At 70.7% G+C, this 26,230-nt stretch carries 32 protein-coding genes and 1 pseudogene; 17 read left to right on the forward strand and 16 right to left on the reverse strand.

Going from position 1 to position 26,230, the window contains the following annotated elements:
• Positions 1 to 219 (reverse strand): annotated as a pseudogene (locus VF330_RS10550) (sulfatase); the annotation flags it as partial.
• 77 nt (positions 220 to 296) lie between these two features.
• On the opposite strand from VF330_RS10550, the gene VF330_RS10555 reads away from it, so the two are divergent.
• A complete protein-coding gene (locus VF330_RS10555) occupies positions 297 to 962 on the forward strand; it encodes a RibD family protein (protein WP_330851348.1) in 666 nt (221 codons plus the stop codon).
• On the opposite strand, the gene VF330_RS10560 is transcribed toward VF330_RS10555, so the two are convergent.
• Both VF330_RS10560 and VF330_RS10565 read right to left on the reverse strand, forming a co-directional pair.
• Positions 940 to 1,344 carry a DoxX family protein gene (locus VF330_RS10560; protein ID WP_330851349.1) on the reverse strand — a complete coding sequence of 135 codons (405 nt, stop codon included), beginning with the start codon at positions 1,342 to 1,344 and terminating at the stop codon, positions 940 to 942. The two genes, VF330_RS10555 and VF330_RS10560, sit on opposite strands and share 23 nt — an antisense overlap.
• Complete coding sequence (locus VF330_RS10565) at positions 1,337 to 2,071, reverse strand: CDP-alcohol phosphatidyltransferase family protein (protein ID WP_330851350.1); 735 nt, start codon at positions 2,069 to 2,071, stop codon at positions 1,337 to 1,339. The genes VF330_RS10560 and VF330_RS10565 overlap by 8 nt, the downstream gene beginning before the upstream one ends.
• Before the next feature lie 41 nt (positions 2,072 to 2,112).
• Here VF330_RS10565 and VF330_RS10570 point away from each other — a divergent pair, with 41 nt between their 5' ends.
• Positions 2,113 to 3,096, forward strand: a complete 984-nt coding sequence (locus VF330_RS10570; RefSeq protein WP_330851351.1) for a zinc-binding alcohol dehydrogenase — start codon at positions 2,113 to 2,115, stop codon at positions 3,094 to 3,096.
• Complete coding sequence (locus VF330_RS10575; RefSeq protein ID WP_330851352.1) at positions 3,083 to 3,775, forward strand: creatininase family protein; 693 nt, start codon at positions 3,083 to 3,085, stop codon at positions 3,773 to 3,775. The genes VF330_RS10570 and VF330_RS10575 overlap by 14 nt, the downstream gene beginning before the upstream one ends.
• On the opposite strand, the gene VF330_RS10580 is transcribed toward VF330_RS10575, so the two are convergent.
• Genes VF330_RS10580 through VF330_RS10595 form a run of 4 tightly spaced genes read right to left on the reverse strand, consistent with a single transcriptional unit; the run spans position 3,689 to position 6,786 of the window.
• A complete protein-coding gene (locus tag VF330_RS10580; RefSeq protein WP_330851353.1) occupies positions 3,689 to 4,651 on the reverse strand; it encodes a lysylphosphatidylglycerol synthase transmembrane domain-containing protein in 963 nt (320 codons plus the stop codon). The genes VF330_RS10575 and VF330_RS10580 overlap by 87 nt on opposite strands.
• Entirely contained in the window at positions 4,651 to 5,430 is a 780-nt protein-coding gene (locus VF330_RS10585; RefSeq protein WP_330851354.1) for a class I SAM-dependent methyltransferase, read from the reverse strand. The genes VF330_RS10580 and VF330_RS10585 overlap by 1 nt, the downstream gene beginning before the upstream one ends.
• On the reverse strand, positions 5,427 to 6,422 hold the full coding sequence (locus tag VF330_RS10590) for a glycosyltransferase family 4 protein (protein ID WP_414675364.1): 996 nt from the start codon (positions 6,420 to 6,422) through the stop codon (positions 5,427 to 5,429). The genes VF330_RS10585 and VF330_RS10590 overlap by 4 nt, the downstream gene beginning before the upstream one ends.
• A complete protein-coding gene (locus VF330_RS10595) occupies positions 6,376 to 6,786 on the reverse strand; it encodes a 6-carboxytetrahydropterin synthase (RefSeq protein ID WP_330851378.1) in 411 nt (136 codons plus the stop codon). Before VF330_RS10595 ends, VF330_RS10590 begins: the two co-directional genes overlap by 47 nt.
• A gap of 93 nt (positions 6,787 to 6,879) precedes the next feature.
• Here VF330_RS10595 and ribA point away from each other — a divergent pair, with 93 nt between their 5' ends.
• Positions 6,880 to 7,512 carry a GTP cyclohydrolase II gene (ribA, locus tag VF330_RS10600; RefSeq protein ID WP_330851356.1) on the forward strand — a complete coding sequence of 211 codons (633 nt, stop codon included), beginning with the start codon at positions 6,880 to 6,882 and terminating at the stop codon, positions 7,510 to 7,512.
• Positions 7,513 to 7,563: 51 nt separating this feature from the next.
• Here ribA and VF330_RS10605 read toward each other — a convergent pair whose 3' ends face one another.
• From VF330_RS10605 to VF330_RS10615, 3 genes are read right to left on the reverse strand one after another with little or no spacing between them, the layout of a single operon-like run.
• Positions 7,564 to 8,508: an NAD(P)-dependent alcohol dehydrogenase gene (locus VF330_RS10605; protein WP_330851357.1), complete on the reverse strand. Its 945-nt coding sequence runs from the start codon at positions 8,506 to 8,508 to the stop codon at positions 7,564 to 7,566.
• Entirely contained in the window at positions 8,505 to 8,672 is a 168-nt protein-coding gene (locus tag VF330_RS10610; protein ID WP_330851379.1) for a helix-turn-helix transcriptional regulator, read from the reverse strand. The genes VF330_RS10605 and VF330_RS10610 overlap by 4 nt, the downstream gene beginning before the upstream one ends.
• A gap of 53 nt (positions 8,673 to 8,725) precedes the next feature.
• On the reverse strand, positions 8,726 to 9,148 hold the full coding sequence (locus VF330_RS10615; protein WP_330851358.1) for a hypothetical protein: 423 nt from the start codon (positions 9,146 to 9,148) through the stop codon (positions 8,726 to 8,728).
• A gap of 196 nt (positions 9,149 to 9,344) precedes the next feature.
• Here VF330_RS10615 and VF330_RS10620 point away from each other — a divergent pair, with 196 nt between their 5' ends.
• The 4 genes from VF330_RS10620 (at position 9,345) to VF330_RS10635 (ending at position 13,373) form a co-directional block, all read left to right on the forward strand.
• Positions 9,345 to 10,148 carry a tat pathway signal sequence gene (locus VF330_RS10620; RefSeq protein ID WP_330851359.1) on the forward strand — a complete coding sequence of 268 codons (804 nt, stop codon included), beginning with the start codon at positions 9,345 to 9,347 and terminating at the stop codon, positions 10,146 to 10,148.
• 72 nt (positions 10,149 to 10,220) lie between these two features.
• Positions 10,221 to 10,739, forward strand: a complete 519-nt coding sequence (locus VF330_RS10625) for a YbaB/EbfC family nucleoid-associated protein (protein WP_330851360.1) — start codon at positions 10,221 to 10,223, stop codon at positions 10,737 to 10,739.
• 7 nt (positions 10,740 to 10,746) lie between these two features.
• Positions 10,747 to 12,219, forward strand: a complete 1,473-nt coding sequence (locus VF330_RS10630) for a WXG100 family type VII secretion target (protein WP_330851361.1) — start codon at positions 10,747 to 10,749, stop codon at positions 12,217 to 12,219.
• Positions 12,216 to 13,373 (forward strand): hypothetical protein, encoded by a 1,158-nt coding sequence (locus VF330_RS10635; protein WP_330851362.1) that lies wholly within the window; start codon positions 12,216 to 12,218, stop codon positions 13,371 to 13,373. Before VF330_RS10630 ends, VF330_RS10635 begins: the two co-directional genes overlap by 4 nt.
• A gap of 23 nt (positions 13,374 to 13,396) precedes the next feature.
• Here VF330_RS10635 and VF330_RS10640 read toward each other — a convergent pair whose 3' ends face one another.
• From VF330_RS10640 to VF330_RS10655, 4 genes are all read right to left on the reverse strand, one after another.
• Complete coding sequence (locus VF330_RS10640; protein WP_330851363.1) at positions 13,397 to 13,741, reverse strand: MmcQ/YjbR family DNA-binding protein; 345 nt, start codon at positions 13,739 to 13,741, stop codon at positions 13,397 to 13,399.
• Between the two features lie 39 nt (positions 13,742 to 13,780).
• Positions 13,781 to 14,317, reverse strand: coding sequence for a DUF6939 family protein (locus VF330_RS10645; RefSeq protein WP_330851364.1), 537 nt, complete (start codon positions 14,315 to 14,317; stop codon positions 13,781 to 13,783).
• A gap of 97 nt (positions 14,318 to 14,414) precedes the next feature.
• A complete protein-coding gene (locus VF330_RS10650; protein WP_330851365.1) occupies positions 14,415 to 14,963 on the reverse strand; it encodes a hypothetical protein in 549 nt (182 codons plus the stop codon).
• A 95-nt stretch (positions 14,964 to 15,058) separates the two neighbouring features.
• Complete coding sequence (locus tag VF330_RS10655; protein ID WP_330851366.1) at positions 15,059 to 15,724, reverse strand: Crp/Fnr family transcriptional regulator; 666 nt, start codon at positions 15,722 to 15,724, stop codon at positions 15,059 to 15,061.
• Positions 15,725 to 15,889: 165 nt separating this feature from the next.
• On the opposite strand from VF330_RS10655, the gene VF330_RS10660 reads away from it, so the two are divergent.
• The 4 genes from VF330_RS10660 (at position 15,890) to VF330_RS10675 (ending at position 18,365) form a co-directional block, all read left to right on the forward strand.
• Positions 15,890 to 16,570 carry a Crp/Fnr family transcriptional regulator gene (locus VF330_RS10660; protein WP_330851367.1) on the forward strand — a complete coding sequence of 227 codons (681 nt, stop codon included), beginning with the start codon at positions 15,890 to 15,892 and terminating at the stop codon, positions 16,568 to 16,570.
• Positions 16,571 to 16,645: 75 nt separating this feature from the next.
• Entirely contained in the window at positions 16,646 to 17,422 is a 777-nt protein-coding gene (locus VF330_RS10665; RefSeq protein ID WP_330851368.1) for a hypothetical protein, read from the forward strand.
• Positions 17,422 to 17,733, forward strand: a complete 312-nt coding sequence (locus VF330_RS10670) for a hypothetical protein (RefSeq protein ID WP_330851369.1) — start codon at positions 17,422 to 17,424, stop codon at positions 17,731 to 17,733. Before VF330_RS10665 ends, VF330_RS10670 begins: the two co-directional genes overlap by 1 nt.
• Positions 17,730 to 18,365, forward strand: a complete 636-nt coding sequence (locus tag VF330_RS10675; RefSeq protein ID WP_330851370.1) for a hypothetical protein — start codon at positions 17,730 to 17,732, stop codon at positions 18,363 to 18,365. The genes VF330_RS10670 and VF330_RS10675 overlap by 4 nt, the downstream gene beginning before the upstream one ends.
• Here the strand turns inward: VF330_RS10675 and VF330_RS10680 are convergent.
• Complete coding sequence (locus tag VF330_RS10680; RefSeq protein ID WP_330851371.1) at positions 18,362 to 19,270, reverse strand: DMT family transporter; 909 nt, start codon at positions 19,268 to 19,270, stop codon at positions 18,362 to 18,364. The genes VF330_RS10675 and VF330_RS10680 overlap by 4 nt on opposite strands.
• 22 nt (positions 19,271 to 19,292) lie before the next feature.
• Here VF330_RS10680 and VF330_RS10685 point away from each other — a divergent pair, with 22 nt between their 5' ends.
• The 3 genes from VF330_RS10685 (at position 19,293) to katG (ending at position 23,427) form a co-directional block, all read left to right on the forward strand.
• Complete coding sequence (locus VF330_RS10685) at positions 19,293 to 20,687, forward strand: PLP-dependent aminotransferase family protein (RefSeq protein ID WP_330851372.1); 1,395 nt, start codon at positions 19,293 to 19,295, stop codon at positions 20,685 to 20,687.
• Positions 20,688 to 20,754: 67 nt separating this feature from the next.
• A complete protein-coding gene (locus VF330_RS10690; RefSeq protein ID WP_330851373.1) occupies positions 20,755 to 21,189 on the forward strand; it encodes a Fur family transcriptional regulator in 435 nt (144 codons plus the stop codon).
• A gap of 18 nt (positions 21,190 to 21,207) precedes the next feature.
• Entirely contained in the window at positions 21,208 to 23,427 is a 2,220-nt protein-coding gene (gene katG / locus VF330_RS10695) for a catalase/peroxidase HPI (protein ID WP_330851374.1), read from the forward strand.
• Between the two features lie 447 nt (positions 23,428 to 23,874).
• Here katG and VF330_RS10700 read toward each other — a convergent pair whose 3' ends face one another.
• Positions 23,875 to 24,516, reverse strand: a complete 642-nt coding sequence (locus VF330_RS10700; protein WP_330851375.1) for a DedA family protein — start codon at positions 24,514 to 24,516, stop codon at positions 23,875 to 23,877.
• A gap of 185 nt (positions 24,517 to 24,701) precedes the next feature.
• On the opposite strand from VF330_RS10700, the gene VF330_RS10705 reads away from it, so the two are divergent.
• The gene (locus tag VF330_RS10705) at positions 24,702 to 25,826 is read left to right on the forward strand and encodes a sensor histidine kinase (protein ID WP_330851376.1); all 1,125 of its coding nucleotides are present in this window, start codon (positions 24,702 to 24,704) and stop codon (positions 25,824 to 25,826) included.
• The coding region (locus tag VF330_RS10710) for a response regulator transcription factor (RefSeq protein WP_330851377.1) at positions 25,817 to 26,230 on the forward strand (414 nt) is incomplete at its 3' end. The genes VF330_RS10705 and VF330_RS10710, both read left to right, overlap by 10 nt.

The raw sequence follows: 26,230 nt of genomic DNA on the forward strand, positions 1-26,230 counted from the left end.
GACCGTGAACAGGCCCAGCGCGACACCGCCGGCGATCGCGGCCGGCTTGCGGAACCGTTCGGGCAGCAGCACCAGCACCATGACACCGGCGAGGCCTTCGAGCGGGACGCGCAGGAACGCCTCGGGCGTGAACTTCTCCAGGTCGCTCGGCGCGATGAGCACGAACAACACGAACAGCCCCGCCAGCACCGTGGCCGTCCGCCGCAGCAACGTCCTCACCGCGTTCCCCTTTCCTGGTCCTCTGAGGTAAACGCGGCGCGGCACGCGGCCGGTTCAACTGCCCTAGGATCCGGTTCGTGACCCGCCCGCACGTTCTGCTCAGCGTCGCCGTCAGCCTCGACGGCCACATCGACGACCGCGGCAATGAGAGGTTCCCGCTGTCCAACGCCGAGGACTTCGACCACGTCGACCGGATGCGGGCGGAGTCGGACGCGATCCTGGCGGGCGCGGAGACGTTGCGGCGTGACAACGCGCGCCTGCTCGTCTACAGCGACGAGCGGCGCGCACAGCGGGTGGCCGACGGGAAGCCGGAGTTCCCGTTGCGCGTCATCGTCACCAGGAGCGGCGACCTCGACCCGGAACTGCGGTTCTGGCACTGCGGCGGCGACCGCCTCGTCTACACGCGCGGCGCGCGGACCACCGTCGACCACCTGGCCGAGACGAAGACCTTCACCGATTTCCCGGAGATCCTCGACGACCTCGGCGCACGCGGCGTGCAGCGGCTCATGGTCGAGGGCGGCACGAGCATGCACACCGCGTTCCTCGAGGCCGGGCTCGCCGACGAGATCAGGGTTGCCGTCGCGCCGATGCTGATCGGGCAGGCGGCGGCCCCGCGTTTCGTGCACCCCGCGGAGTTCCCCGGTGGACCGGCGCACCGGTTCCACCTGGAGGACGTCACGAAGGTCGGGGACGTCGCGGTGCTCCGCTACTTCCCGAAGGTCACTTCTTCCGCACGAGGCTGAGCGCGCCGAGGACCTGCTCGCGGCGGTAGACCGCGATCACCAGCGCCCACACCATGAACAGCAACGGCATCCACGCGCCCTTGAGGCCGCCGTTGGTCACCAGGAACACCTCGGTGACCGCCGCGCCCGCCATGATGCCGGCGAGCGCGAGCGCCGCGAGACCGCAGATGCGCGGGATGAGCAGGCCGACCGCGGCCGCGATCTCCAGCACGCCGGTGAAGTAGCGGAACCACTGGCCGAAGCCGATGTCGTCGAACTTCGCGACGAACTGGTCCGTGAACAGCGCGGAGCCGTTGAGGAAGAACTGCACGGCGAGCACGATCTGCAGGATCCAGACGACGATGTTGCCGACCTTCGCCGCGGTGGTGGTCTGCTCAGACATGGCGGGATTCTCCCACCGCGACAGCGGAGTTCGTCCACAGCCAGAGCACATCGCGACCGAACGACCACACCAGCGACGCCAGAGCGAGACCGACGAGCACGCCGGCGAACGGCAGCAGGCCCGACGCGGCGACGACGAGGATGATTCCCTGCACCGCGGCGACGACCTTGCGCGCGTAGCTGGCGGGCAGCGGCGCGGTCATCCAGCGCAGGCGCCACGAGGCCGCGACGAACACGTACCGCATGAGTCCGATCGCGAGCACCCACGGACCGAGGTGCAGGGCGACGTACGCGCTGAGCACCAGGATCAGGAACGCGTCGACCTCCATGTCGAACCGCGCGCCGAGCGCGGTCGAGGTGCCCGTGCGGCGGGCGACCTGGCCGTCCACCCAGTCGAGCGACAACGCGACGGCGGCGAGGGTCACGACCAACGCCACCGGCACGTCCTGCCCCGCGCGGTCGGCCACCAACGCCGTCACGGCGCCGACCATCAGGCCCCGCGCCAGCGTCACGCGGTCAGCCGGGCCTAATGACCTGGTGCGATGCCGTTGCATGCCGTAGCCGAGGAACGCCCAGGTGGCGAACCCGTAGGCGAGTCCGGCGGCCCAGCCGAGCACTCCGAGACCGGTCGTGGCGCTCACCACACCCAGCAGGAGGACCTGGGCGACGGCCCAGACGGCAGGCTCCCGTACGACGACGGGAGTCCCGGTGTGCTGAAGTGTGATCATCAGGTGCCCCTAACGAACTTCGTGCGGCGGAGGTGTTGTGAGTGACACGTACGGCGAGTGCCTTTTGGCTCAACGAATCCGGAAAAGGTGAACTGCGGCAGGCCGGTCTGGCGGAGCCCGGCCCGGACGAGGTCGAGGTGCGCACGCTGTTCTCGGGTGTCAGCCGCGGCACGGAGACGCTCGTGCACCGCGGTGGTGTGCCGGAGAACCAGTACGCGGTGATGCGTGCTCCCTTCCAGGAGGGCGACTTCCCGTGGCCGGTGAAGTACGGGTACCTCAACGTCGGCGTGGTCGAACACGGACCTGGAAGACTGCGCGGACGAACGGTGTTCTGCCTCTATCCACACCAGACCCGTTACGTGGTCCCGGAATCCGCCGTGACGGTGGTGCCGGACGCCGTTCCCGCCGCCCGCGCGGTGCTGGCGGGCACCGTCGAGACCGCGGTCAACGCGGTGTGGGACGCGCGCCCGTTGATCGGCGACCGGATCGCGGTGGTCGGCGGCGGCATGGTCGGGTCGAGCATCGCGGCGGTGCTCGCGACGTTCCCCGGCGCCCGCGTCGAGCTCGTGGACGCGGACCCCGGCCGCCAGGCCGTGGCGGAGCGGCTGGGGGTCGGGTTCGCCCTGCCGGACGGCGCACGCGACGGCTGCGACCTCGTCTTCCACGCCAGCGCGACCGAGACCGGCCTCACCACGGCGCTGAACCTGCTCGCGCCGGAGGGCCGGGTCGTGGAGCTGAGCTGGTACGGGGACAGGAAGATCGCCGTGCCGCTGGGCGAGTTCTTCCACTCGAAACGACTCACGATCCGCAGCAGCCAGGTCGGCGTGGTCGGCCGCCCGGACCGCTCCTACGCCGAACGCCTGGCGCTCGCCCTGGACCTGCTGGCCGACGACAGGTTCGACGCGCTGGTCACCGGGCACAGCGCGTTCGAGGAGCTGCCGGACGTGATGCCGAAGCTGGCCGACGGCACGATTCCGGCGCTGTGCCACCGCATTGACTACGGTCAGGCCCATGTTCCCCAGTGACACCACGATCGACGTCCGCGACGCCAGGGTGGCCGTGCTCCCGGTCGGCAGCACCGAGCAGCACGGCCCGCACCTGCCGCTGGCCACGGACTCGGTGATCGCGTGGACCATCGCGTCGGAGATCGCGGCGCGGTACCCGGTGCGGAAGCTGGCGCCGATCCAGTTCTCGTGCTCGCAGGAGCACGCCGACTGGCCGGGCACCGTCAGCATCACCGCGCGCACGCTGGTCTCAGTGGTCACGGACATCGCGGAGTCCTTGCGGCGCAACGGTGTCACGGGTCTGGTTCTGGTGAACGGGCACGGCGGCAACTACGTGCTGCAGAACGTCGTGCAGGAGGGTGAGGGGCTGGCGCTGTTCCCCGGCCGCGACGACTGGGCGTTCGCACGGGAGAAGGCCGGCATCGAGACCTCGGCGTACAGCGACATGCACGCGGGCGAGCTGGAGACCTCGATCCTGCTGCACGCCCACCCCGATCTCGTCCGTCCCGGCTACGAAAGCGCTGACCACCTGGCGGAGGACCGGCGGCACATGCTGACCCTGGGTCTGGCGCCGTACACGGAGTCCGGCGTCGTCGGGCGTCCCTCGCTCGCGTCAGCGCGCAAGGGCGAGCTCCTGCTCGCGGGACTGGCCGAGTCGTTCGGCGACTACCTCGACCTCCTCGGCCTCGGCCCGGCGTGACAGGAAGAGCACGACGGCGCCGGGCAGGGCGGCGACGAGCGCCAGCACGCCGTAGACGATCCCGGTCGTGAAGCCCTGCTGGGCGCCGAGCCCGGCGGCGCCGAACGCCACCGCGAGGAACGCCTCGCGCGGGCCGAAGCCGCCGATGTTGACCGGGATCGCCATGATCAGCAGCGCCAGCACTACGACCGGCGCGAGCTGGGTGATGGAGGCCTGCGACCCGGCGGCGCGGGCGGCGACCACGAACATCGCCACGTAGCCGGCGACGGCGGCGGCCGACAGCCCGATGACCGCGGGCCAGGTCTTCAGCGACAGCAGGCGGATGCCGTCGGCGAGGGTGTTCACCAGCACGCGGCGCACCGGCTTGACCCGCCAGCCGGCGACGGCGGCCACGGCCAGGCCGGCGGCGACCAGCCCCGCCGTGGTGGCGTCGAGGTCGAGGTCCAGACCGGCCGCGGGGTGCGTGAGCAGCACCGCGAGGCCGATCCCGACAAGCACGACCTGACCGGCGAAGCGCTCGAAGAACACGGCGCGCACGCCCCGTCCGACGTCGCCGGACTCCCGGCCGTGGTTGACCGCGCGGTGCACGTCGCCGAGCACGCCCGCGGGCAGCACGGCGTTGACGAGCTGGGCGCGGTAGTAGTCGCTGACCGCGGTCCTGAGCGACAGCGACAGGCCGAGGCGGCGCGCGACGACGACCCAGCGACCCGCGCTGAGCACCGTCGTCACGAGCCCGATCGCCAGTGCGGCGGTGACGGAGAACGCGTCGATCGCGCGCAGTCCGTCGAGGAACGCCCCGGTGCCCAGGCGCAGGCCCAGGCCGACCAGGATCGCCACCGCCAGCACGAGACGGAGCCACGGCCAGAACTTCTTCATCACACAGCTCCCGGTAGTGCCAGCAGGTCGACGTGGTGGACCACCGCTGATGCCGTCGACCTGCGGCGCAGGTACTCCGGTGCCTCGGCGGCGAGTGCGGGTTCCTGCTCCACCGCGGCGCCGACCCAGCCCTTCAGCCACTCGCCCAGCAGGGCGTCGGCGTGCAGGTGCCAGGGGCTGTGCGCCGTGCGAACCGAAGCGCCCGCCGCCGCGAACGCCTCTTCGGCGGCGGCCGGTGCGTCCGGTCCGAGCAGACGGCGCCCGTCCACGACGCGGCGCTGGTGGGCGTTGAACGCGTCCTGGAAGGCGGCGTCGAGCGGCTCGGCCGGGTCGAGGTCGATCCGGCCTGCCACCGAGAGCGTGAACAGTGCGGGCACATGTGCTTCTACGCAGGCAGCGGCCAGAGCGTTCATCTCGTCGGCGGTGAGCAGGTCGAGCAACGCGGAACACGTGACGAGGTCGGCACCCGCGAGGTCGGCGGCGGTCAGGGACGTGAGGTCGCCCTCACGCGTCTCGGCGGTGACGCCCGGCAGCGCGCTCATGCCCGCCTCCGCGAGCCCGAGCAGCCGGGGGTCGCGGTCGTGCAGCACCCAGTGCTGCACGCCGCCGAGCCTCCCGGCGAGCCAGCGTCCCATCGATCCCGTTCCACATCCGAGGTCACGGATCGTCAGGGGGGTTCGGTTCACCAGAGTTTCGCGGACGGTCTCCACGAGGTCGGTCGAGCGCGCCTGTGCGTCGGCGTCTTCCCGCAGTGCCAGCCATTCCGGGGCGAAGGTCATGGCCGCAGACTAGCCAGCACCCTCCGCAGGTCCTGAGTGGATTCGTCCCAAGTGGACAGTGAGGCTCTGCGGACGCGGGCCCTGACCCGCAGCCCGTCCCGGAACGTCTGGTCGTGGAACCAGCACGTCAGCGCGGCCGCGAAGGCGCTCTCGTCCCCGGCCGGGACGAGCACCCCGCCGTCGCCGAGAGCGTCCGGAACGGAGCTCGCGATGACCGGCAGACCGCGGGCCAGCGCCTCGGTCACGACCATGCCGTACGTCTCGGCGCGGGAGGCCAGCACGAACAGGTCGGCAGCGGCGTAGGCGCTGTTCAGGGCCTCGCCGGTGAGCGGGCCGGGGAAGCTGACGCGGTCGTCCGGCGGGAGCTGCGGGAGAAACGGCCGGTGCGGGCCCACGCACGTCAGCCGCCAGTCGGCCTCGACCCGCTGCAACGCCCTGACCAGCACGTCGTGGCCCTTGCGGGGTGTGATGGACGCGACGCAGAGCAGGTTGCGCACGCCGTCGGTGCCCGTGGCGACCGGCGCCGGGTCGGTGCCGGGGACGACGACGTGGACGTTCGCCAGGCCGTGCCGGACCCGGATGCCCGCCGCGGCCGTCGGGCTGGTCGCGACGACGGCGCTCGCGGCCCGCAGGACCTGGCGTTCGCACCGGTCGAGGAGCTCGGCGGTCGCCGGGTCGAGCCCCGTCTCGTCGGCCAGCGGCAGGTGCACGAGGACGGCGAGCCGCAGCCGTCGCGCGTGCGGGACGACGACCTCGGGCACACCGCAGGCGACCAGGCCGTCCACCAGGACGACCTCGCCGTCCGGAATTCCCGCAAGCGTTTGCTCCAACGCGGAGACGTCGTGCGGACGCGGCCAGTCACCGGCGACGAGCAGGCGGTCCATCCCCGCACTCACGCGCAGGTCGTAGACGTTGCCGCCGCTGGGACCGGCCGGGTCGCCGACGTCAGCCGGAAGGACGAAGCGCACGTTCGTAGCTCGCCCACGCCACATGGGACTCGTGGAGTGTGACGGTGATCCCATCGATGCCGTGCGCGCCCTCGCCGAGCGCGCCCTCGGAGATCTTGTCCGCGAGCTGGTCGGCGATGTGCTTGGCGAGCCACTCCGTGGACGTGTTGATGCCCGCGAACTGCGGTTCTTCGTCGAGGTTGCGGTAGTTGAACGCCGCGAGGACCTTGCCCAGCTCCTGCGTCGCGAGTCCGATGTCGACGACGATGTTGTCGGCGTCGAGCTCGGCACGTTTGAACGTTGCGTCCACCAGGAACGTTGCTCCATGCAGACGTTGTGCCGGACCGAAGACCTCGCCGCGGAAACTGTGGGCGATCATCACGTGATCGCGGACGGTGATGCTGAACAGGATGACCTCCGCTGTGCGGTCGGGTTACGGTGCGACCTCCACCCGAGCGTAGCTGCACGCCCGGGAGGCGCCTGGTGACGAGGGGACCCCGAGATGTTCGAAGAGGCCTTCAACGAAGAAGACGTGGCGGAGTCCGACCTGGTGACCCGTCGTGGCACGTTCCGCGCGGTCGCGTTCAGAGCGGACGGTCACGAGCACATGGCCCTCGTCTACGGCAAGACGAAGCTGCGCGAGAACGTGCTGGTGCGCATCCACTCCGAGTGCATGACCGGTGACATCTTCGGCGCCATGCGGTGCGAGTGCGGCGAACAGCTCGACGCCGCGCTGAACACCATCGTCCGCGAGGGCAACGGCATCCTGGTCTACCTGCGCGGTCACGAGGGCCGCGGAATCGGTTTGGTGGCAAAGGTCCGCACGCACGTGCTCCAGGACGCCGGCATGGACACGCTGGACTCCGCCACGTCGCTCGGCCTGCCCGTCGACGTGCGCGACTACACGCCGGCGGCCAGGGTCCTCAAGCACCTGCGCGTGCAGTCCGTGCGACTGATGTCCAACAACCCCGACAAGATCGCGGCGTTGGAGGACAACGGGATCACGGTCGCCTCGCGCGTGCCGTTGCTGATGCAGCCGAACACGCACAACATCGCGTACCTGACGGCGAAGCGCGACCGGCTCGGTCACGACCTGCCGCAGGTCGACTCGTTCACGTTGCCGCACGCCCGCTGAGCCACCGGCGCCGGACGCCGAGGTCGCCGACCTCGGCACGGGCGCCGCGGGTCAGACGGTGACGACGACCTTGCCGCGCGACCGTCGCGAGTGGACGTGCTCGATCGCGTCGAGGCCCCGCGCCAACGGGAACTCGCGCTCGACCGGCGGCTTCACCGCACCGGACTCGACCAGCGCCCGCAGCTCGTCGAAGACCTCGCCGCGTTCGGTGGACATCAGCGGCACGAACGTCTGCGGCACGAACAGGGTGAGCGCCAGCGCGACCAGCGAGCGTTCGAACCCACCCGTCAGCGAGCCCCCGGTCTCGGCGCCCACCAGCACGACCCTGCCCCGCGGGGTGGTGGCCCGCCGCAGCCGGGACAGCGGCCGGTTGCCGCCGCAGTCGAGGACGAGGTCGTACGTGCCGGTGAAGTCCTCGGCGGTGTAGTCGACGACCTCGTCGGCACCCAGCGACCGCACCAGCTCCACCTTCCCGGTGCTGCACACCCCGGTCACGTGCGCGCCCAGTGCTTTCGCGATCTGCACGCCGTACGAGCCGACGCCACCGCCGGCGCCGAGCACGAGAACCCGTTGCCCCGCCCGCACTCCGCGCAGGCCCTGCAACGCCGTGCCGCCCGAGATCGGCACGGCGGCGGCCTCGGCGAACGAGGCGTTGCGGGGCTTGCGCGCCAACCGGGAGACGCGGGCGACGGCGTACTCGGCGAACGACCCCTCGCACGTGCCGAACACCTCGTCGCCCGGCGCGAACTCCGTGACGCCGGGACCGGTCTCCTTCACCACGCCGGCGACGTCGCGTCCCGGGACGGGGGACTTCGGTCCGCGGAACCCGAACCCGATGACCCGGAGCAGGTACGGCTTCCCCTCCAGGAGGTGCCAGGTGCCCATGTCGACCCCCGCCGACCGCACCTCCAGCAGAACCTCGCCCCGACCGGGCACGGGCACGTCCAGCTCACCGAGCACCGCCGATCCGTATCTTCGCTGCACCAGGGCCTTCACTCGACTTCCTCCTCCGGGTACTGGAACACCTCTTCGAGCGACACCTCGAACACGCGCGCGATCTTGAAAGCGACCTCCAGCGAGGGCGAGTACCTGCCCTGCTCGATGGCGATGAGCGTCTGGCGCGTCACGCCGATGGCGGCGGCGAGGTCGGCCTGCTTCATCTCCCCGCGCGCGAACCGCAACGCGCGGATGGAGTTCGTGACCCTGGTCGGCTTCACGGCATCCCCCGCCGGTAGGCCACGACCTTCGCCACCGAGCCGAGCACCGCGGACAGCACGAAGCACAGGTAGAGCACGTTCGCGATCCAGAAGTGCGCGACCTCGACCATCGCCAGCACCATCGCGGACACCCCGCCGATGACGACGACCGACTGGCCGACGGCGTCGCCGAACCGGCCGATCTCGCGGTCCCGTTCGTCGACCTGCAGACCGTCGTCGCGCGCGGCGATGCCGAACCAGATGCCCGACACGATGCCGGCGACGATCCCGAGCCCCATCGTCCACAACATCGCGCCGACGTACGGCGCCTCCGCGAGCGGCCTGCCGTCCATGCGACTCAGGACAACCAGCGCATATGCGGCATAACCCAGCACGGCGATGACGCCCAAAGCCCACGCGCGCTTCTCTTCGAACGCCACGTCCCGCTCCTGATGTCAAAGAAACCTGACATCACCAAGGTAAAACGAACCCGACATCGTGTCAAACATATTTTACATGACCGCGTGGAGGCCGGATGGCGGTCGACTACCTCCGATCGGACCCATTAGCGTGCGGCCCATGCTCCGTCCGATCCTTGTTGCGTGCGCGCTTGCGCTCACGGCGTGCGGTCACGCCGTGACAGCGGAACCTCCCGCCAACGCCCGCACTCAGCAGCCCACCCCGGCCGCAGCACCTCGCGTCGCCACCCCCGACCTCTGCCCGATGCCCGACAGCGGCTTCGACTGCGACTTCCAGAAGCGCATCAAGGCGGCCCAGGTGTACGCGGAGACCAGGCCCGGCACCGTCGGCATCGTGCTGCGCGACCGCAAGGCGGGCGCGACCTGGCGCAACGGCAACGCGGGCGACATGACGTGGACGGCGTCGACCATCAAGCTGGCGATGGTCGTGAACCTCCTGGAGCGCCACCGCGCCGGCAAGATCAAGCTGACGACGGACGACCGCAGGCTGATGACGGCGATGCTGCACAGCTCCGACGACGACGCGGCCGACACGCTCTGGAAGCGCTACAACGGCACGACGTTCAACGCGGCGTTCGGCAGGTACGGCATGACGGAGCTGACCGCCCAAAGAGGATATTCGACGTCGTTCCCCTACTGGGGCTTCGAGAAGTGCACCGCGAACGACCTCGACCACCTCATCAACTACGTCCTCGACGAGGTGCCGGCCGAGGACCGCGCGTACATCCTCGGCCAGATGCGCGACGTCGGCCCCGAGCAGCAGTGGGGCGTCTGGGGCCCGGACTCGGGCACGAAGAACGGCTGGTCCGAGGAGGACGGCGGCTGGGTGATGAACTCGGTCGGGTTCGTCGGCAAGGACGAGCGGTACACGGTCGCGATCATGAACAACCTCAAGGGCGAGGGCGGCTACGACGAGGGCCGCGCCACCGACACGGAGATCACCCGCATCCTCTTCCGCTGATCGTCGGAACTGCGTCAGTCCCGGTTGCTAGCGTGGTCACGACCTTGCTGGACGACTGGGGAAGGGGTCGCCGTGCCGGACCGGAGGGCACAGCTGGAGGAGAAGATCCGCGCGTTCCAGGAGCAGGCCGCGAAGGCGGGCCAGCTCAAGGACCGGATCTCGGAGCTGCGGGGGCAGGCCCGCAGCGGGGACGGCTCCGTGACCGTCACCGTCGCGCCGTCCGGAGCGGTGCTGGGGTTGCAGCTCAGCCCGACGGCGATGAAGTACAGCCACACGCAGCTGCAGAACGAGATCCTCGCGACCATCAGGGCGGCGACCCAGCAGGCCGCGCAGCTGCTCCAGGAGACCGTGACGCCGGTGCTGGGCGACCAGGCCGAACGCTTCAAGGAGGCGTTCAACGCGCACTCGGGCGTGATGATGCCGGACGCGCCGCAGCAGGCGCCGCAGCCCCAGCAGGCGCGGCCGCCGATGCCGCCCCAGCACGCGGCACCGCCGCCTCCTCCTGTGTCGAGGCCCGCACCGGGGAACCGATCGAGGCCCGCGCCGGTCTCAGACGACGAGGACTTCGGTGGCAACTCGATCCTGAGGTGATGGGGGCATGACGGGTTTCATGGTGCAGGGCGGTGCGCTCACGGCGCACAGCCGCGGTTCGACGGAGGCCGCCGGCCACTTCGGACAGCTGGCGACCCTGCTGGAGCAGGCACGGGTGAGCGACGACTGCTTCGGTCCGCTCGGTGAGCTGCTCGCGTTCAAGTACTTCGAGGGCCTGAAGGAATGCCAGGACATGGCCACCAAGGCCAAGGGCTTCCTGGAGGGCGTGGCGGAACGCACCGAGCAGACCGCCCAGACCTACCGCGACGTCGAGGACGCGATCCACCAGGGGCTGCAGAAGTTCGGCTCCGGTGGCGGTCCCGGCTCGCTGGGCGACCTGAACAGCGCGGGCGACGCGAACCGCAAGAGCGACTTCGAGCAGAACGCGGGCTACGGCAGCTCGTGGGCGAGCACGAGCGGCGACATCTCGCGGGCCTCCAGCCCGCCGGACGTGGCGATCGCGGCGGTCAACGCCCGCATGGAGCAGCTCCAGTTCGTGATGAGCCCCGGCCAGTCGTTCATCGACAACGGCCTGGGCTTCCTGATCGGCATCGTGATCAGCCCGATCGTCGAGCTCGTGGTCGAGCCCGCGATCGGCGACCCCGAGCAGATGCGCAGCACCGGCACCGGCTGGGGCAAGGTCGCCGACTGGGTGCAGCAGGCCGGTGAGCACGAGAAGAACCGCGCCACCGCGACGTCGCAGCCGTGGACCGGCGAGGCGGGCGACCGGTTCCGCAAGCAGATGGACGAGTTCGGCCTGGGCGCGGAGGCGTTCTCGAACGAGATCCGCGGCCTCCAGCAGATGCTGGAGCTCGCCGCCGACCTCTTCGACGCGTTCGTCGAGATCTGCATCGACATCCTGCAAGAGCTGGTCATGGGCCTGATCATCGAGTGGCTGGCCGCGCTGGCCGCCTCGTGGATCACCGCCGGCGCCTCGATGGCCGCCGCGGGCGTCACCACCACGGCCCAGGTCGGCGGCACGATGGCCCGGCTGGGCATGAAGGTCAAGCTGCTGCTGGGCAAGCTCAAGCCGCTGATCGACAAGCTGGAGGACCTGCTCCAGGCGCTGCGCAAGGGCCCGTTGAAGAAGCTGGTCGAGAAGGCAGAGGGCCTGCGCGACGGCAACATGGCCGAGAAGTGGATCATGCGCAAGGTGGACGCCCACCCGCTGGCCAAGATCGTCACCAAGGCCGACCCCGCCACGATGGCGTCGAAGACGGGCAACCGCTTCGCGAGCCGGTTCGGCGTCGACGGCGCCGGTTCCGACTCGCTGACGACGAACCTCACCGAGGCCGGCCTGCGCACGGCGGGCCTGAGCGGCACCACGCACGTGCCGACCGCCATCACCAACGGCGTCATGGAGAACGCGCCGGGCATCGCCGTCGAGCAGGGCGTCAAGTACGGCTACAACAAGGGCCAGGACCCGTCCTCGGACGAGGACCGCGCCGCCGCCATGAACAGAGGGTTCGAGTACGAGTGATCTTCGCGGAGCCGCTCGGCCCCGGCCACGTCGCCCGGCAGAGGATCTGCCGGGCGGGTGAGTCGCTGGTCTGGGCCACCTACCGGCGGACGTTCCACTACGCCGTCGACGGCCTCGACCGGCTCGGCGCGCCGAGCCGGTCGCTGCTCACCCGCGGTGTCTCCGCGGTGGGCAGGGGGGCGGGATCCCTGGCCCTGACAGCGCTGGGCGGCGGTGGTGACACGGCGGACGACAAGGCGCCTGCCGCCGACCACGTGGTGTTCGGGCGCTCGTCCGGTTCGCTGGCCCCGTCGGCGATGGCGCGGTTCACGCCGGGCGCCCGCGTGGAACGCCTGTGGGCGTTGACCTCCGACCGGCTGGTGGTCGCCGAACGCGCGGCCGCTCCCGCTCCCGCCTCGGAGGAGAAGTCCTTCCTGGGCAAGGCGATCGGGTTCGGCCGGGAGGTCGGCAAGATCCTCGCCGACCACCGCAGGAGGTACGGCGAGCACGTCGAGGGCGAGCCCGTGGACGTGCCTGACTTCGAGGTCGTGCTGGAGTTCCCCCGCGACCGGATCGCCTCGGCCGAGCCGGGCCGCGTGACCCTGGTCGACGGCTCTGGCGTCGAGCTCCCGTCGGCCTCCCCCACCCCCGTCGCCGACGACGTCGTCGTCCGCGAGCTGACCGAGTTCTGGCTGCGCCGCGGCGAACGCCTGGTGCTCGGCCTGCCGCCGGTCGTCGGTCACGTGGGCGGCGTCGTCGGCGGCGCGCTGCACGTGCCGTGGACCGCGGCGGGCCCGATGCCCGCGGTGGAGCTGGACAAGTCGCGCTGGCCGCTGCCCGCGCCGCCCTCGCCGCCGGACTGGGTCGACGACCCGACCCTCGGCTACTGGGTCGAGGCCCCCTCCGCCACGTCCGCGGCGGTGTCGCTGGCCGACCACTTCGCCTTCAGCCGCGGCAACGCCCGGCTCGCGGTGAGCGACCAGCGCGTGGCCGTCGTCTACCCGACGCACCTGTTCGAGGCCAAGCCCTCCAGCGTGTTCACGACGTTCGCGGAGGTCCCGCGAGGCGCCGTGCGGTCGGTGGAGAACACCCACGCGGGCTTCAGCCTGCCGGCCCGGCCGGTGGTGCGGCTGACGTTCGCGGACGGCTCGGCGCTCGCGGCGCGCAGGCCCTGACCCGGCCCGGCCCGGTAGGGGGTTCAGCGCGCCAGGTCCGGCACCTGCGCCACCAGCTCCTCCGGCGCCGACAGCCGCCACGCCTCGAACACCAGCTCGCGCAGCTCGTCGGCCGCCACGCCCTCCAGGTGCACGACGACCCAGCCGAACCCACCGGCCGTGAACTGCACCTCGAAGACGTCCGGCCGTTCCGCGACCAGCGCCAGCTGCTCGGACAGCGTCTGCTTCAGCCCGACGGTCTGCGTGCGCGGCCAGTAGTAGCCGAACACCTTGCCCCGCACGCGGAACGTGTCGTACTGCTGACCGGAGGACCGCTTCGCCTCGGCGAGCGCGTCCACGATCTTGAAGAGCTGTCTGCTCGTCGCCACTGCCGACCCCCAAAGCCGAAGGCACGCAGTATAAATCGGTCAAATGCGCGCGGGCCTCCTCAGGTGCCGGACGATCAGCGCCGCGTGGGACAGCGGTGTGCTCAGGTCGTCGACGTCGCCGTTCGTCGTGTAGTCGAGCAGCACGACGTCGGCCGACCCGGCCAGCTCGCGCAGTCGCGCGACTTCGTCCCGCAGGCGGTTCTCCAGGACCCACGCGTAGGTAGGCAGGTAGATCTCCTGCCGGGCGGTGCGGTAGTCGAGCAGGTGCTCGCCCCTCAGGCCCGCGCGGTGGCCGCGGACCTCGCCGTTGCGCCGGACCGTGCGCTTGAGTCCTTTCATGGACGTCACGGCGAGCTTCGACGGGTCGACGTCGGCGTTCTCGAACACCTTCAGCGCCTGCCAGACGCCCTCCACGGACGCGCTCGTGACACCCGGCGACAGCGGGACCGGGATCTCGCCGTGCGGGTAGAACGGGCTGAACCGCACCCACGGGTCCGGGCCGCGGGAAGTCACGTCGATGACCACCGCGCCCGGACGCTGCACCTTGCGGCGTTTGCTCGCCACTTCGATCGGCATGGGTCGAGGATGGCAGCAGGGTCTGACAATTCTCGGACGGTCGTGCGGCAGTCCGCCCAGGATGGCGCGGGAAGGCATCGGGGCGCGATGCGGAAAGTCAGAACCGGGTCAGTTCGTAGAGCTGTGCCCCGTTCGACCCGTACACCACCGCGTGGTCTTCCCGGTCGAACGCGATCTTGTACGTCGCCTGGTTCGGTCCCTGCTTCACCATCAGCGAGTAGCGGTTCCTCTCGTCCGGCGCCGACGACAGCGTGCAGCTCATCGGGCCGCCGATGTCGAGCGGCTTGCCCTGGGCGTAGTAGAAGCCGTCGCACTGAGCGCCGTTGCCGCCGAACGTCTTCGTACCCGTGCCGTCCGACGCGGTCCAGGTACCGACGGCGGTCCGGGTCACGTCGGTGCTGTCGGGAGCACCGCTGTCGCCGGTCATGTTCAGGACGACGGCGCGTCCCACCAGGAACAGCGCGACGATCGCCACCGCCGCCACCAGGATGCCGCCAAAGTGGACCTTCTTGCGGTTGTCGGAGTTGTTGCTGCCGATGACGTCGCGTCCGCCGATGACGCCGCCGTTCGCGTGGATGGAGCCGCTCGCCGAGACGCTCGAGCCGGCGTGCTCGTCGCGCGGGGGCATTCCGGACTGTGGCTGCACGTTCGTCTCCCTCGGGTCGATCCCCGGACTCCACCACCGGAGCCCGGCGGCAGGTCGCCGTTGTGCGTCACGTGCGGCACTGGGATGGCGATTCGTTATGACCCGGCCAGCCTCCTCAGCTCGGCGGGATCGCGGATCGAGATGCGGGAACGACCGACGTCGGCGACGCCATTCCGTTTCAGCTGGGATAATACCCGGCCTACCGACGAACGGGAGATGTCCAGTTCTCTGGCCAATTTCTCCTGCGACGCGACGTAAATCACCAGACTGGCCTCGGCCGCGTTCGCCAGAAAGCGCAGAACCTTCTCCGCAGCACCGCTACGGCGTTCCAGGACGGAGGCGTCGGATTCGCGCAGCCGTTGTGACACGACCGCGCCGAGAAGGCGCAGCACACCGGGCTGCCGGGCGACGACCCGGTCGAACTCCTCCGGGTTCAGCACCAGTGTGCGCACTTTCGTGACCGCGACGACGGTGGCCGATCTGACGCCGTTGTCCAAGAATGCCTGCTCACCGATGATGTCACCCGCGCTCCGCCGCGCGACGACATGTTCGCCGTCCTCGCTGAGCACGCGTACCCGGCCGCTGAGCACCACCGCCACCCATGAGTCCGGTGCCGCCGCCTCGATCAGCGTTTCCCCGCGACGGAAGCGGCGTTCGCCACCCGCCCTGCCGAGCGCCTTCCGCTCCACCGCGGAGAGAAGACACCAAAAACTGTCCGCGCGTTGTTCTCTCGTGATGACGTCCAATCCGGGTGTGCGCATGTCCACTTCTTTCGCCAGCGGGCAAACCCGCATGCACATCGTTCACAGCGACCGAAACGCAACATATGGCAACAGGCATTCATACGACAGGGGCAATTCGGTCACATCTCGCGTGATCCGGACGATGAGGGTGGTTGCCGCACTCCCCGACCGCAAGGACAGAACATGACGAACACCCAAGTCGTCGCCTCGGTGACCAGGGAACACCGCAAAGGCAGCTTCTGGCGCCGGCTCACCGAGATCGAAAGAACGGCGTTCGCGACCAACGCACAATTCCGCTGCTTCGCCAAAGGCACGGAGTTGATCTCCGCGGACGACCGCACCCGATGGGCCGCGATCATCTACAGCGGACGGGTCCGGATCATCGGCGAGGGCCGCAAGGTCGTCGGGACGCGGTGGGCCGGTGACATCGTCGGCGAACAAGCGGTGATCGACGCGGGGGCACGGCCGGGCGCAGTCGTCGCCGACACGAAGGTCCGGGCCATCTTGCTCCGCAAGAACGAGCTGGACGGTCTCTTCGCGCGGTACCCGCACGTGGTGCTGACGTTGTGCGCGGTCGTGTCCGAACGCCTGCGCGAGGCCGACGAGCTGCTGGAGCGACAGGCGAACGACGCGTTCACCCGCGTCGTCGACTCGCTCGTGCGGCTCGCAGAGGACTTCCGCGCCGACGAGCACGGACGGCTGCGCATCCCGATCGGCTCGCAGTCCGCGCTCGCCGAACAACTGGGGCTTTCTAGGGAATCGGTCGTACGCGCGTTGCGCACGCTGCGCACGAAACGTCTCATCTCGACGGACAGACGCGGCGTCGTCGTGGTGCACGACCTGGCGGCTCTCCGTGCGAAGTAACGGTTCATGGCCGCTGTGCCGCACGTGACGCAGAAGTCGCGAAAATGCGCGGGACGCGGTGCTGCACTGGCCGGCATGGATCCCTTGCCCGGCTTGGTGCTCACCCTCGACGTCCGGTCGTTCAGCAGCCTGCGCAATCCGGCCATGCTCACGACGCGGGAGAGGTTGTACCGCGTCGTGGCCGAGTCGTTCGAGGCGGGTGGCGTGCACTGGAAGGACTGCGCGCACGAGGACCGCGGCGACGGCCTTCTCGTCGTGGTCCCGGCGACCGTGCCGAAGACCGCGGTCCTGGGGCCCGTCCTCACCGAGCTGATGCACCGCGTCGCGAACGCACCGGGCAACGCCGACGGGACCGGGATGGAGGTTCGCGTCGCCGCCCATGGAGGCGAGATCCACCGCGACGTCAAAGGGTTCGCCGGATCGGACGTGAACCTGCCGTTCCGGCTGCTCGACTCGCGGGTGCTGCGCGACGCGCTGGCCGGGTCGACCGCGCGCTGCGTCGTGATGATCTCGGACTCCCTGTACGAGAGCACCGTGCGGCACGACTACCCCGGCATGGCGGGCCGCGTGTACCAGCCCGTCGAAGTGCGGGTGAAGGAGACGACCGTGCGCGCGTGGCTGCACGTCCCCGGAAACCCCGCCGCAGCACTCTCCGAGTCGCACCCACCCGTGTCCTCGAGTCCTGCACTCCGCCAGCCCGCACCCCAGCCGCCCGCACCGCAACACCACGGCGCCCACATCAGCGCCGGCGGCGACATCCGGGTCGAGAACGGCGTCCTCGCCGGACGAGACGCGCACATCCAAGAGGAGCGCCGCCCCAGCTCGCGGTGGCGCCGACGAAAGGACAGATGATGAGACGACTGCTGGCACTGGGCTTGGCCATAGCCCTGACGGCATCCGGCTGCGGTCTGTTGAACAGCAAGCACAAGGTCGGCGAATGCGTGCACACCCGCGCGTCGCTGGGCGGCACGGACATCACCACCACCGACTGCCCGACCACGAAGGGCTTCGACGCATCATCCATCACGAACCCGGTCTACAAGATCACGGCCGTGCTCGACTACGACAAGTCGTGCCCGAACGGCAAGTCGTTCGGCGGCATCGAGCTCAAGCACGAGCCGGACGACGCGGTCTACTGCCTGGCCCTGGCGGCCGGCCTGTGAAGGAGATCGCGACGACCGCAGTCGACCTGGTGCGGCGCCTGGAGCTCGGGCAGCTGCACCAGCCCGCGGAAGTGAGCCAGGCCCAGGCCCTGCAGGCTCTCTTCGCGAGGTACGACCTCACGGGCCCGGACTCCCGGCTCCTGGCCCGTGAGGTGGCCGTCCTGCTCGAACAAGACCTGGCCTTCCGCCGCTCCCTCACCGCACAGCTGCCCGCGTCCCGCGGCAACACGATCTTCGCCGGGGGCTCGATCGCCGCCACCGATGGCATCATCGCCGGCGGCGACGTCAAGGACAGCCACAACACCGACAACAGCAAGAAGACCAACTACGGCGGCATCCTGGTCGCCGTGGTCGCGGTGGCGGCCCTGTACTTCGCGGGCAAGTCGGTGATCAACGGTCTGGGCTCCGACGACCCCGCAGATCCCGGAGGAGGTTCGGCCGTGCTCACCGGTTCGCACACCTGCCGCGACTTCCTCGCCGCCGACCAGTCCACGCAGCTCGCGACGTTGAAGCGCATCTACCTCGACGCGGGCGACGCGGAACAGGCGGGCGACCCGTTCATCCTGCAGAACGGCCAGTACACCTGCGGTCAGGCACCGAACATGAAGCTCTCAAACCTCGCGAGGCGTTAACGATGATCACCCACTGACGACACGACCTCGGGCGCGCTTCGCGGTTCGGCGGGCACACGGCTGCGTTGCGTCAGCACGACGCACACGAGCACGACCCCCGCGGTGGCGAGCGCGGGCCAGCCGACCGGTTCACCGAGGACCAGTGCCGACCACCCGAGGGTCAGAACCGGTTGTGCCAGCTGGATCTGCCCGATCTTCGCCACCCCGCCCGCGGCCAGACCGGCGTACCAGGCGAAGAAGCCCAGGAACATCGAGACCAGTGCCACGTAAGCGAAACTGGCCCACACGACCGGCGTCGCGCGGGAGAAGTCCGCTGTGCACAACGAGATCGGCAGTGTCACGGGCAGCGAGACGACCAGCGCCCAGCAGACGGTGCGCGCGCCGCCCAGTTCGCGGGAGAGCGCGCCGCCCTCGGCGTAGCCCAGTCCGCACAGGACGACCGCGACGAGCAGGTAGACGTCGGCGAGGCCGAGCGAGCCGGAGAAGCCGCCGCCGGTCGCCACGAACGCGAGGACCGCGACCAGGCCGGCGCCGCTGGAGAGCCAGAACGCGAGCGGCGGGCGTTCGGAGGCGCGCAGCACGGCCCAGATCGCCGTGGACATGGGCAGCACGGCGATCACCACGGCGCCGTGGGCCGAGGTCTGGGTGGTGAGAGCCAGGGACGTGAAGAGCGGGAAGCCGATCACGATGCCGAGAGCGACGACGGCCAGGCGGCGCACCTGCGCGGCCGACGGACGCGGTGCGCGCGATAACGCGAGGTAGGCGATCGCGAGGACGCCCGCGACGAGCGCGCGTCCGAAAGCGACGAACCACGGGTCGAGTCCGGCCACTGCCAAGCGGGTCGCGGGGAGCGAGAAGCTGAACCCCAGCACGCCCAGCGCGCCGAGTGTTACCCCCGCTGGCACGATAACGTTACTCTTGGCTCTCATGAACGAGGATAACGCAGCCGTCCGCGTTATCGAGGACCTGCGGGCGGTCGCCCGTGCGGGCCGCGCCGGCGACCGCATGCCGTCGGTGCGCGAGCTGATGGCGCGGCACCGGGCCTCGCCCGCGACGGTGCAGCAGGCCATCCAGCGCGTCGCCGCCGAAGGGCTCGTCGAGGTGCGGCCCGGCCGGGGCAGCTTCGTCGCGCCGCGCACGACCGCCGCGGCCCACGACCTGTCGTGGCAGGCCGTCGCGCTCGGCGAGGGCAGGCCGGGCGAGGACCTGGTGGCGAACCTCGTCGCGGTGCCCAAGCCCGAGGCGATCCCGTTGACCAGCGGGTATCTCGACCCGGACCTCCAGCCGACCGAGGCTCTCGGCGCCGCGCTCACCAGGGCGGCGCGCCGGCCGTCGTCGTGGGGGCGCGTGCCCGTCGAGGGCAGGGACGAGCTGCGCGCGTGGTTCGCGAAGGAGGCGGGCGGCGAGCTCAGGGCCGGGGACATGACGGTGTGCGCGGGCGCCCAGGAGGCGCTCGCGACCGTGTTCCGCGGGCTCGGCGGCCGCGGTGACACCGTGCTCGTCGAGTCGCCCACCTACCTCGGCGCGATCGCCGCCGCGCGCGACGCCGGGCTCAAGGTCGTCCCGGTGCCGGCGGACCAGGACGGCGTGCGGCCGGACCTGCTGCGCGCCGCGTTCGAACGGACCGGCGCGAAGCTCTTCTACTGCCAGCCGCTGCACGCGAACCCGCACGGCGCCGTGCTGTCCGACGAACGCCGCGTCGAGGTCATGCGGATCGTCCGCGCCGTCGGCGCGTTCCTCGTCGAGGACGACTGGGCGCGCGGCTTCACGATCGACGGCACCGCGCCGCCGACGCTCGCCTCGCAGGACACCGACGGCCACGTCGTCTACGTCCGCTCGCTGACCAAGGTGGCCGCGCCGGGCCTGCGCGTCGCCGTGATCGGCGCGCGCGGGCCGGCGGGCACGCGGCTGAAGAACACCCGGTCGCGCCAGGACCTCTACGTGGCGGGACCGCTCCAGGAGGCGGCGATCGACTTCGTGACGTCGCCGGTCTGGCGCCGCCACCTGCGCACGCTCCAGCAGTCCCTGAGGTCCCGGCGCGACGCTCTGGCGCGCGCGGTCGCCGAGCACCTGCCGGAGCTGCGGGTCGCGCGGTCGTCGGGCGGCCTGCACCTGTGGGCGGAGCTGCCGGACGGCGTCGACGACCTGGAGCTCACGACGGCGGCCGCGGCGCGCGACGTCGTGGTGTTCCCGGGACGGGCCTGGTTCGCCGCTGAACCGCCGGGCGGTTTTCTCCGTTTGACCTACGGCGGGGCACCGGAGCACGTGCTCGCCGAGGGCGTCCGGCGGCTGGCCGGCGCGATGACCGCCGTGCGGCGATGACCGGGTCGAGTGACTTGCACGATTCATTAACTTGACTCATTCCAGAAAAGACGGCAGGGTGGCGGACGTGCCCACGGCTTCCGACTTCGAGCGCATGCTGCGTGGAGCGTCACTGCGGGTGACGGCTCCGCGGATAGCTGTGTTGTCCGCGGTGCACACCCACCCGCACGCCGACACGGACTCGATCATCGGTGTCGTGCGTCAGAACCTCGGCGCGGTCTCCCACCAGGCCGTGTACGACGTGCTCCGGGCGTTGACCGGGGCCGGCCTGCTGCGCCGCATCGAGCCCCAGGGTTCGGTGGCGCGCTACGAGGCCCGTGTCGGGGACAACCACCACCACGTCGTGTGCAGATCCTGCGGTGCCATCGCCGACGTCGACTGCGCTGTCGGCCACGCACCGTGCATGGACGCATCCGACGACCACGGGTTCGTCATCGACGAGGCCGAGGTCATCTACTGGGGCACCTGCCCCGTGTGCACGACCGCCGCGAAAAGTTCCTGAACCACCGGAAGGATTCACGTGTCCGACAGCACTGACGCCAAGGTGAGCGAGTCGAAGGGTGAGTGCCCGGTCGCTCACAGCCGGCGCAGCCACCCCAGTGAGGGCGGCAGCAACCGCGACTGGTGGCCCAACCAGCTCAACCTCCGGATCCTCCGCAAGCACCCCGTCCAGGCGAACCCCATGGGCGGTGACTTCGACTACGGCCAGGCGTTCCTGACCGTCGACCTCGACGAGCTGGCGCGCGACGTCGACGCCGTGCTCACCGAGTCGAAGGACTGGTGGCCCGCGGACTTCGGGCACTACGGCCCGTTCATGATCCGCATGGCGTGGCACAGCGCGGGCACGTACCGCACCCACGACGGCCGCGGTGGTGCCGGCGCGGGCATGCAGCGCTTCGCCCCGCTCAACAGCTGGCCGGACAACGGCAACCTGGACAAGGCCCGCCGCCTGCTGTGGCCGGTGAAGAAGAAGTGGGGCGCCAAGGTCTCCTGGGCCGACCTCATGATCTTCACGGGCAACCGCGCCCTGGAGACCATGGGCTTCGAGACCTTCGGCTTCGCCGGTGGCCGCAACGACGTGTGGGAGCCGGACGAGGACGTCTACTGGGGCCCCGAGACCGAGTGGCTCGGCGGCGACTCCCGCTACAGCGGCGAGCGCGACCTGGAGACGCCGCTCGCGGCCGTCCAGATGGGCCTCATCTACGTCAACCCCGAGGGCCCGAACAGCAACCCGGACCCGCTGGCCGCCGCCCGCGACATCCGGGAGACGTTCGGCCGCATGGGCATGAACGACGAGGAGACCGTCGCCCTCATCGCCGGTGGCCACACCTTCGGCAAGGCGCACGGCGCGGGCGACCCGTCGCTCGTCGGCTCCGAGCCCGAGGGCTCGCTGATGGACGCCCAGGGCTTCGGCTGGGTCAGCACCCACGGCACCGGCAAGGGCCGTGACGCCATCACTTCCGGCCTCGAGGTCACCTGGACCCAGAAGCCGACCCAGTGGACGAACCTGTTCTTCGAGAACCTGTTCGGCTTCGAGTGGGAGCTCACCAAGTCCCCCGCCGGCGCCCACCAGTGGAAGCCGAAGGGCGACGCGGGCGCCAACACCGTGCCCGACCCCGAGGACGGCACCCTCAACCGCCAGCCGATGATGCTGACGACCGACCTCTCGCTGCGCGTCGACCCGATCTACGAGCCGATCTCGCGCCGCTTCCTGGAGAACCCGCAGGCGTTCGCCGAGGCGTTCTCCCGCGCGTGGTTCAAGCTGACCCACCGCGACATGGGCCCGATCCAGCGCTACCTCGGCCCGCAGGTGCCGCAGGAGGAGCTGATCTGGCAGGACCGCCTCCCGGTCCGCGACCACGAGCTGATCTCCGCGGAGGACGTGGCCGCGCTCAAGGCCAAGATCCTGGAGACCGGCCTCTCGATCTCGCAGCTGGTGAAGACGGCGTGGGCCTCGGCCTCGACGTTCCGCCAGAGCGACAAGCGCGGCGGTGCCAACGGCGCCCGCATCCGCCTCGAGCCGCAGCGCGGCTGGGAGGTCAACGAGCCCGACCAGCTCGCCCAGGTCCTGCGGACCCTGGAGGGCGTGCAGGAGTCGTTCAACAGCTCCGCGACGGACGGCAAGAAGGTCTCGCTGGCCGACGTGATCGTCCTCGGCGGCGCCGCGGCGGTCGAGCAGGCCGCCAAGGCCGGTGGCCACGAGGTCGAGGTGCCGTTCCTCGCGGGCCGCACCGACGCCACCCAGGAGCAGACCGACGCCGAGTCGTTCGCCGTCCTGGAGCCCACCGTCGACGGCTTCCGCAACTTCGGCAACAAGGCCACGCCGCTGCCGTCGGAGTACCTGCTGATCGACAAGGCCAACCTGCTCGGCCTCTCCGCACCGGAGATGACCGTGCTGGTCGGCGGCCTGCGCGTGCTCGGCGCCAACCACGGCGGCAGGACGGCCGGCGTGCTCACCGCCAAGCCGGAGACGCTGACCAACGACTTCTTCGTGAACCTCCTCGACATGGAGACGGAGTGGAAGTCGGTCACCGAGGACCAGGAGAACTTCGAGGGCCGTGACCGCGCCACCGGCACCGTCCGGTGGACCGCCACGCGCAACGACCTCGTCTTCGGCTCCAACTCGGAGCTGCGCGCCGTCGCCGAGGTGTACGCGAGCGACGACGCGTCGGAGAAGTTCGTGCGGGACTTCGTCTCGGCGTGGAACAAGGTCATGAACGCTGACCGGTACGACGTCTGACCGAGGCTTTGCCGGGGTGTCCCCGGGCCGGGTTCTTCCGGCCCGGGGACACCCCTTTTTCGCGCCGGTCCGGAGACACCCTTTTCGTGCCGGTGCGCGGGTCCGGCGGGGTGCGGTCGGGTGTGAGGATCGGTCCGCGCTGACAGATGGCTCGTGCCAGGCAGTCTGATGAGCGGGATCCGCACGCCGACGGCGGTGGACGCGAGGTCAAGCGGCACAGCTGGTGGTCGGCTCGGCGAGGTGCGCGGTCACGGTCGCCGTGCGGGACAGGGACAGGCCCTCGTCCGCGACCGGCACGGGCACGGAAGGCCTCCACTGGCCAACACATGGCCGCGGACCCGCCCAGGTCGCCCAACAGCCAACCGAGCCGCGCCGACAGCTCACCACGTGCCGTCCAGCCACGGCCTCACCGCGACGCGCACCTCGGCAGCGCCGGACGAACCGCGGTCAGCGCCGGACGCGCGGTAACACCTCCGTGGCCTCCGGGTCACCCTGCGACCGCTGGCGCAGCCTGGTCACCACGAACAGCACCACCGCCACGCCCACGGCGACCAGCACCAGCTTCTGGAACACGCCGGCGTAGGACTCGACGCGGTGCCAGTTCTCGCCCAGCGCGTAGCCCGCGCCCACGAACACCGAGTTCCAGATCAGGCTGCCCGCCGTGGTCAGGGCCAGGAACTTCGGGAAGTTCATGCGCTCCACACCCGCGGGCAGCGAGATGAAGCTGCGGAACAGCGGGACCATCCGGCCCAGGAACACGGCCTTGGTGCCGTGGCGGGTGAACCAGGCCTCGGTCCGGTCGAAGTCGGTCACCCGGACCAGGGGGACGCGGGCGACCAGGGCGCGGGTCCTGGTGCGGCCCAGGAGCGCGCCCGCCAGGTAGACGATCACGGCACCTGCCACCGAACCCAGGGTGGTCCAGAACAGGGCCGCGGGCAGGCTGAAGACGCCCCTGCTCGCGGAGAAGCCCGCCAGCGGCAGCACCAGCTCGCTCGGGATCGGCGGGAACAGGTTGTCGAGACCCACGACCACGGCCGCGCCCACGCCTCCCAGCGACTCCATCAGGTCCACCGCCCACTCGGCCAGCATGTGTTCTCCCCCTCGCATCAGGTCAAAAGGTCGAGGTCAACGCTAGGAAGGCGGTGGGGGCGGGACCACGAGGTAAGCCGTCGAGAACTGTGCGGGAGACCGTCGAGAAGCTTGCGGGAAACCGCGGTCGAGGATTGCGGGAAACCGCAATGCCCGTGTCGGAGGTGGCCGTTACGGTGGCGGTTGTGCACCAGGACGAGCGGCTCAGCGCGGGGGCGTTGGTGCGGGAGTGGTTCCGCACGCTCCACGGGGTGCTGGTGGGGACCATGACCGCGCTGCCGGGGCTCGGGGCGGCGGTGCTCGGGCTCGGCGTGGTCAGGATGACCGAGGTCGAGCTGCACCGCATCGCGCGGTACGGCGGCGCGGCGAACACCGACCCGTTGACGCCCGGCCGGTGCCGGCGCTACCTCGGCGTGCGGTGGCTCGTGGCCGGGCTGGGCGCCGGGGTGGTGATGATGTTGATGCTCTACCTGGCCACCGCGCTGTCGATGATCACGGCGTGGCTCTTCGACGGCTCGTGGGGGCTGGTGAAGGACGGCGACGTCGTCGACACCCGGCTGATCCTCGTGGCGGCGCTGCCGGGCGCGCTGCTCATCTTCGCCGCGCTCGCCGGGGTCAGCGGTGTCGCGGCGCTCGACCGGTGGCTCGCCACCACGATGCTCGGCCGCGACCAGCAGACGCTGCTGCGGCAACGGGTCGCGGAGCTGACCAGCACCCGCGCCGAGGTCATCGAGGCCATCGATGACGAGCGGCGGCGCATCGAGCGCGACCTGCACGACGGTGTCCAGCAGCGGCTCGTCGCGCTCGGCATGATGGTCGGGAGGGCGCGGCGCACCAGGGACGACCAGCAGCTCCAGCAGCTGCTGCGGCAGGCGCAGGACACCGCGGGCGAGGCGATGGACGAGCTGCGCGAGGTGGCGACGCGGGTCTACCCCGCCGTGCTCGACGACGCGGGACTCGACGCGGCGCTGGAGGTGCTGGCCGAGCGGTCGAGCGTCCGGGTGGAGATCACCAACGACCTGGGGGCGCCGCCGGGCACCGCGCTGGCGACGGTGATCTACTTCGTGGTGTCCGAGGCCGTCACCAACGCGGCCAAGCACGCGGCGCCGTCGATCGTCGAGATCGCGTTGTGGCGCGCGGAGGAGCACATCGGCGTCATGGTGTGGGACGACGGCATCGGCGGCGCGGACCCCGCGGGCAGCGGCCTGTCGGGGCTGGCGAGGAGGGTCAAGGCGGTGGACGGCGCGTTCGACGTGACCAGCCCCCTCGGCGGTCCCACCAGGATCTTGGCGAGGGTGCCGTGCGCGTGATCCTGGCCGAGGACTCCACGCTGCTGCGCGAGGGCCTGGTCCGCCTGCTGGCCGAGGAGGGCCACGACGTCGTGGCGGCCGTCGGCACCGCGCCCGAGCTGCTGGAAGCCACCGAACGGCACCGGCCGGACGTCGTGGTCACCGACGTCCGCATGCCGCCCGGCCACAAGGACGACGGCATGCGCGCCGCCCTCCAGATCCGCGAGCGGTGGCCGGACGTCAGCGTTCTCGTGCTGTCGCAGTACGTCGAGAACCGCTACGCCACCGAACTGATCACCGGCACCGGCGGCAAGGTCGGCTACCTGCTCAAGGACCGGGTCGCCCAGGTCGACGAGTTCCTCGAGGCCCTGGACAGGGTCGCGGCGGGCGGCGCGGCGTTCGACCCGGAGGTCGTCCGCCGCCTG

The sequence above is a fragment of the Lentzea sp. genome, from assembly GCF_036380075.1.
In the GTDB taxonomy this organism is placed as follows: domain Bacteria; phylum Actinomycetota; class Actinomycetes; order Mycobacteriales; family Pseudonocardiaceae; genus Lentzea.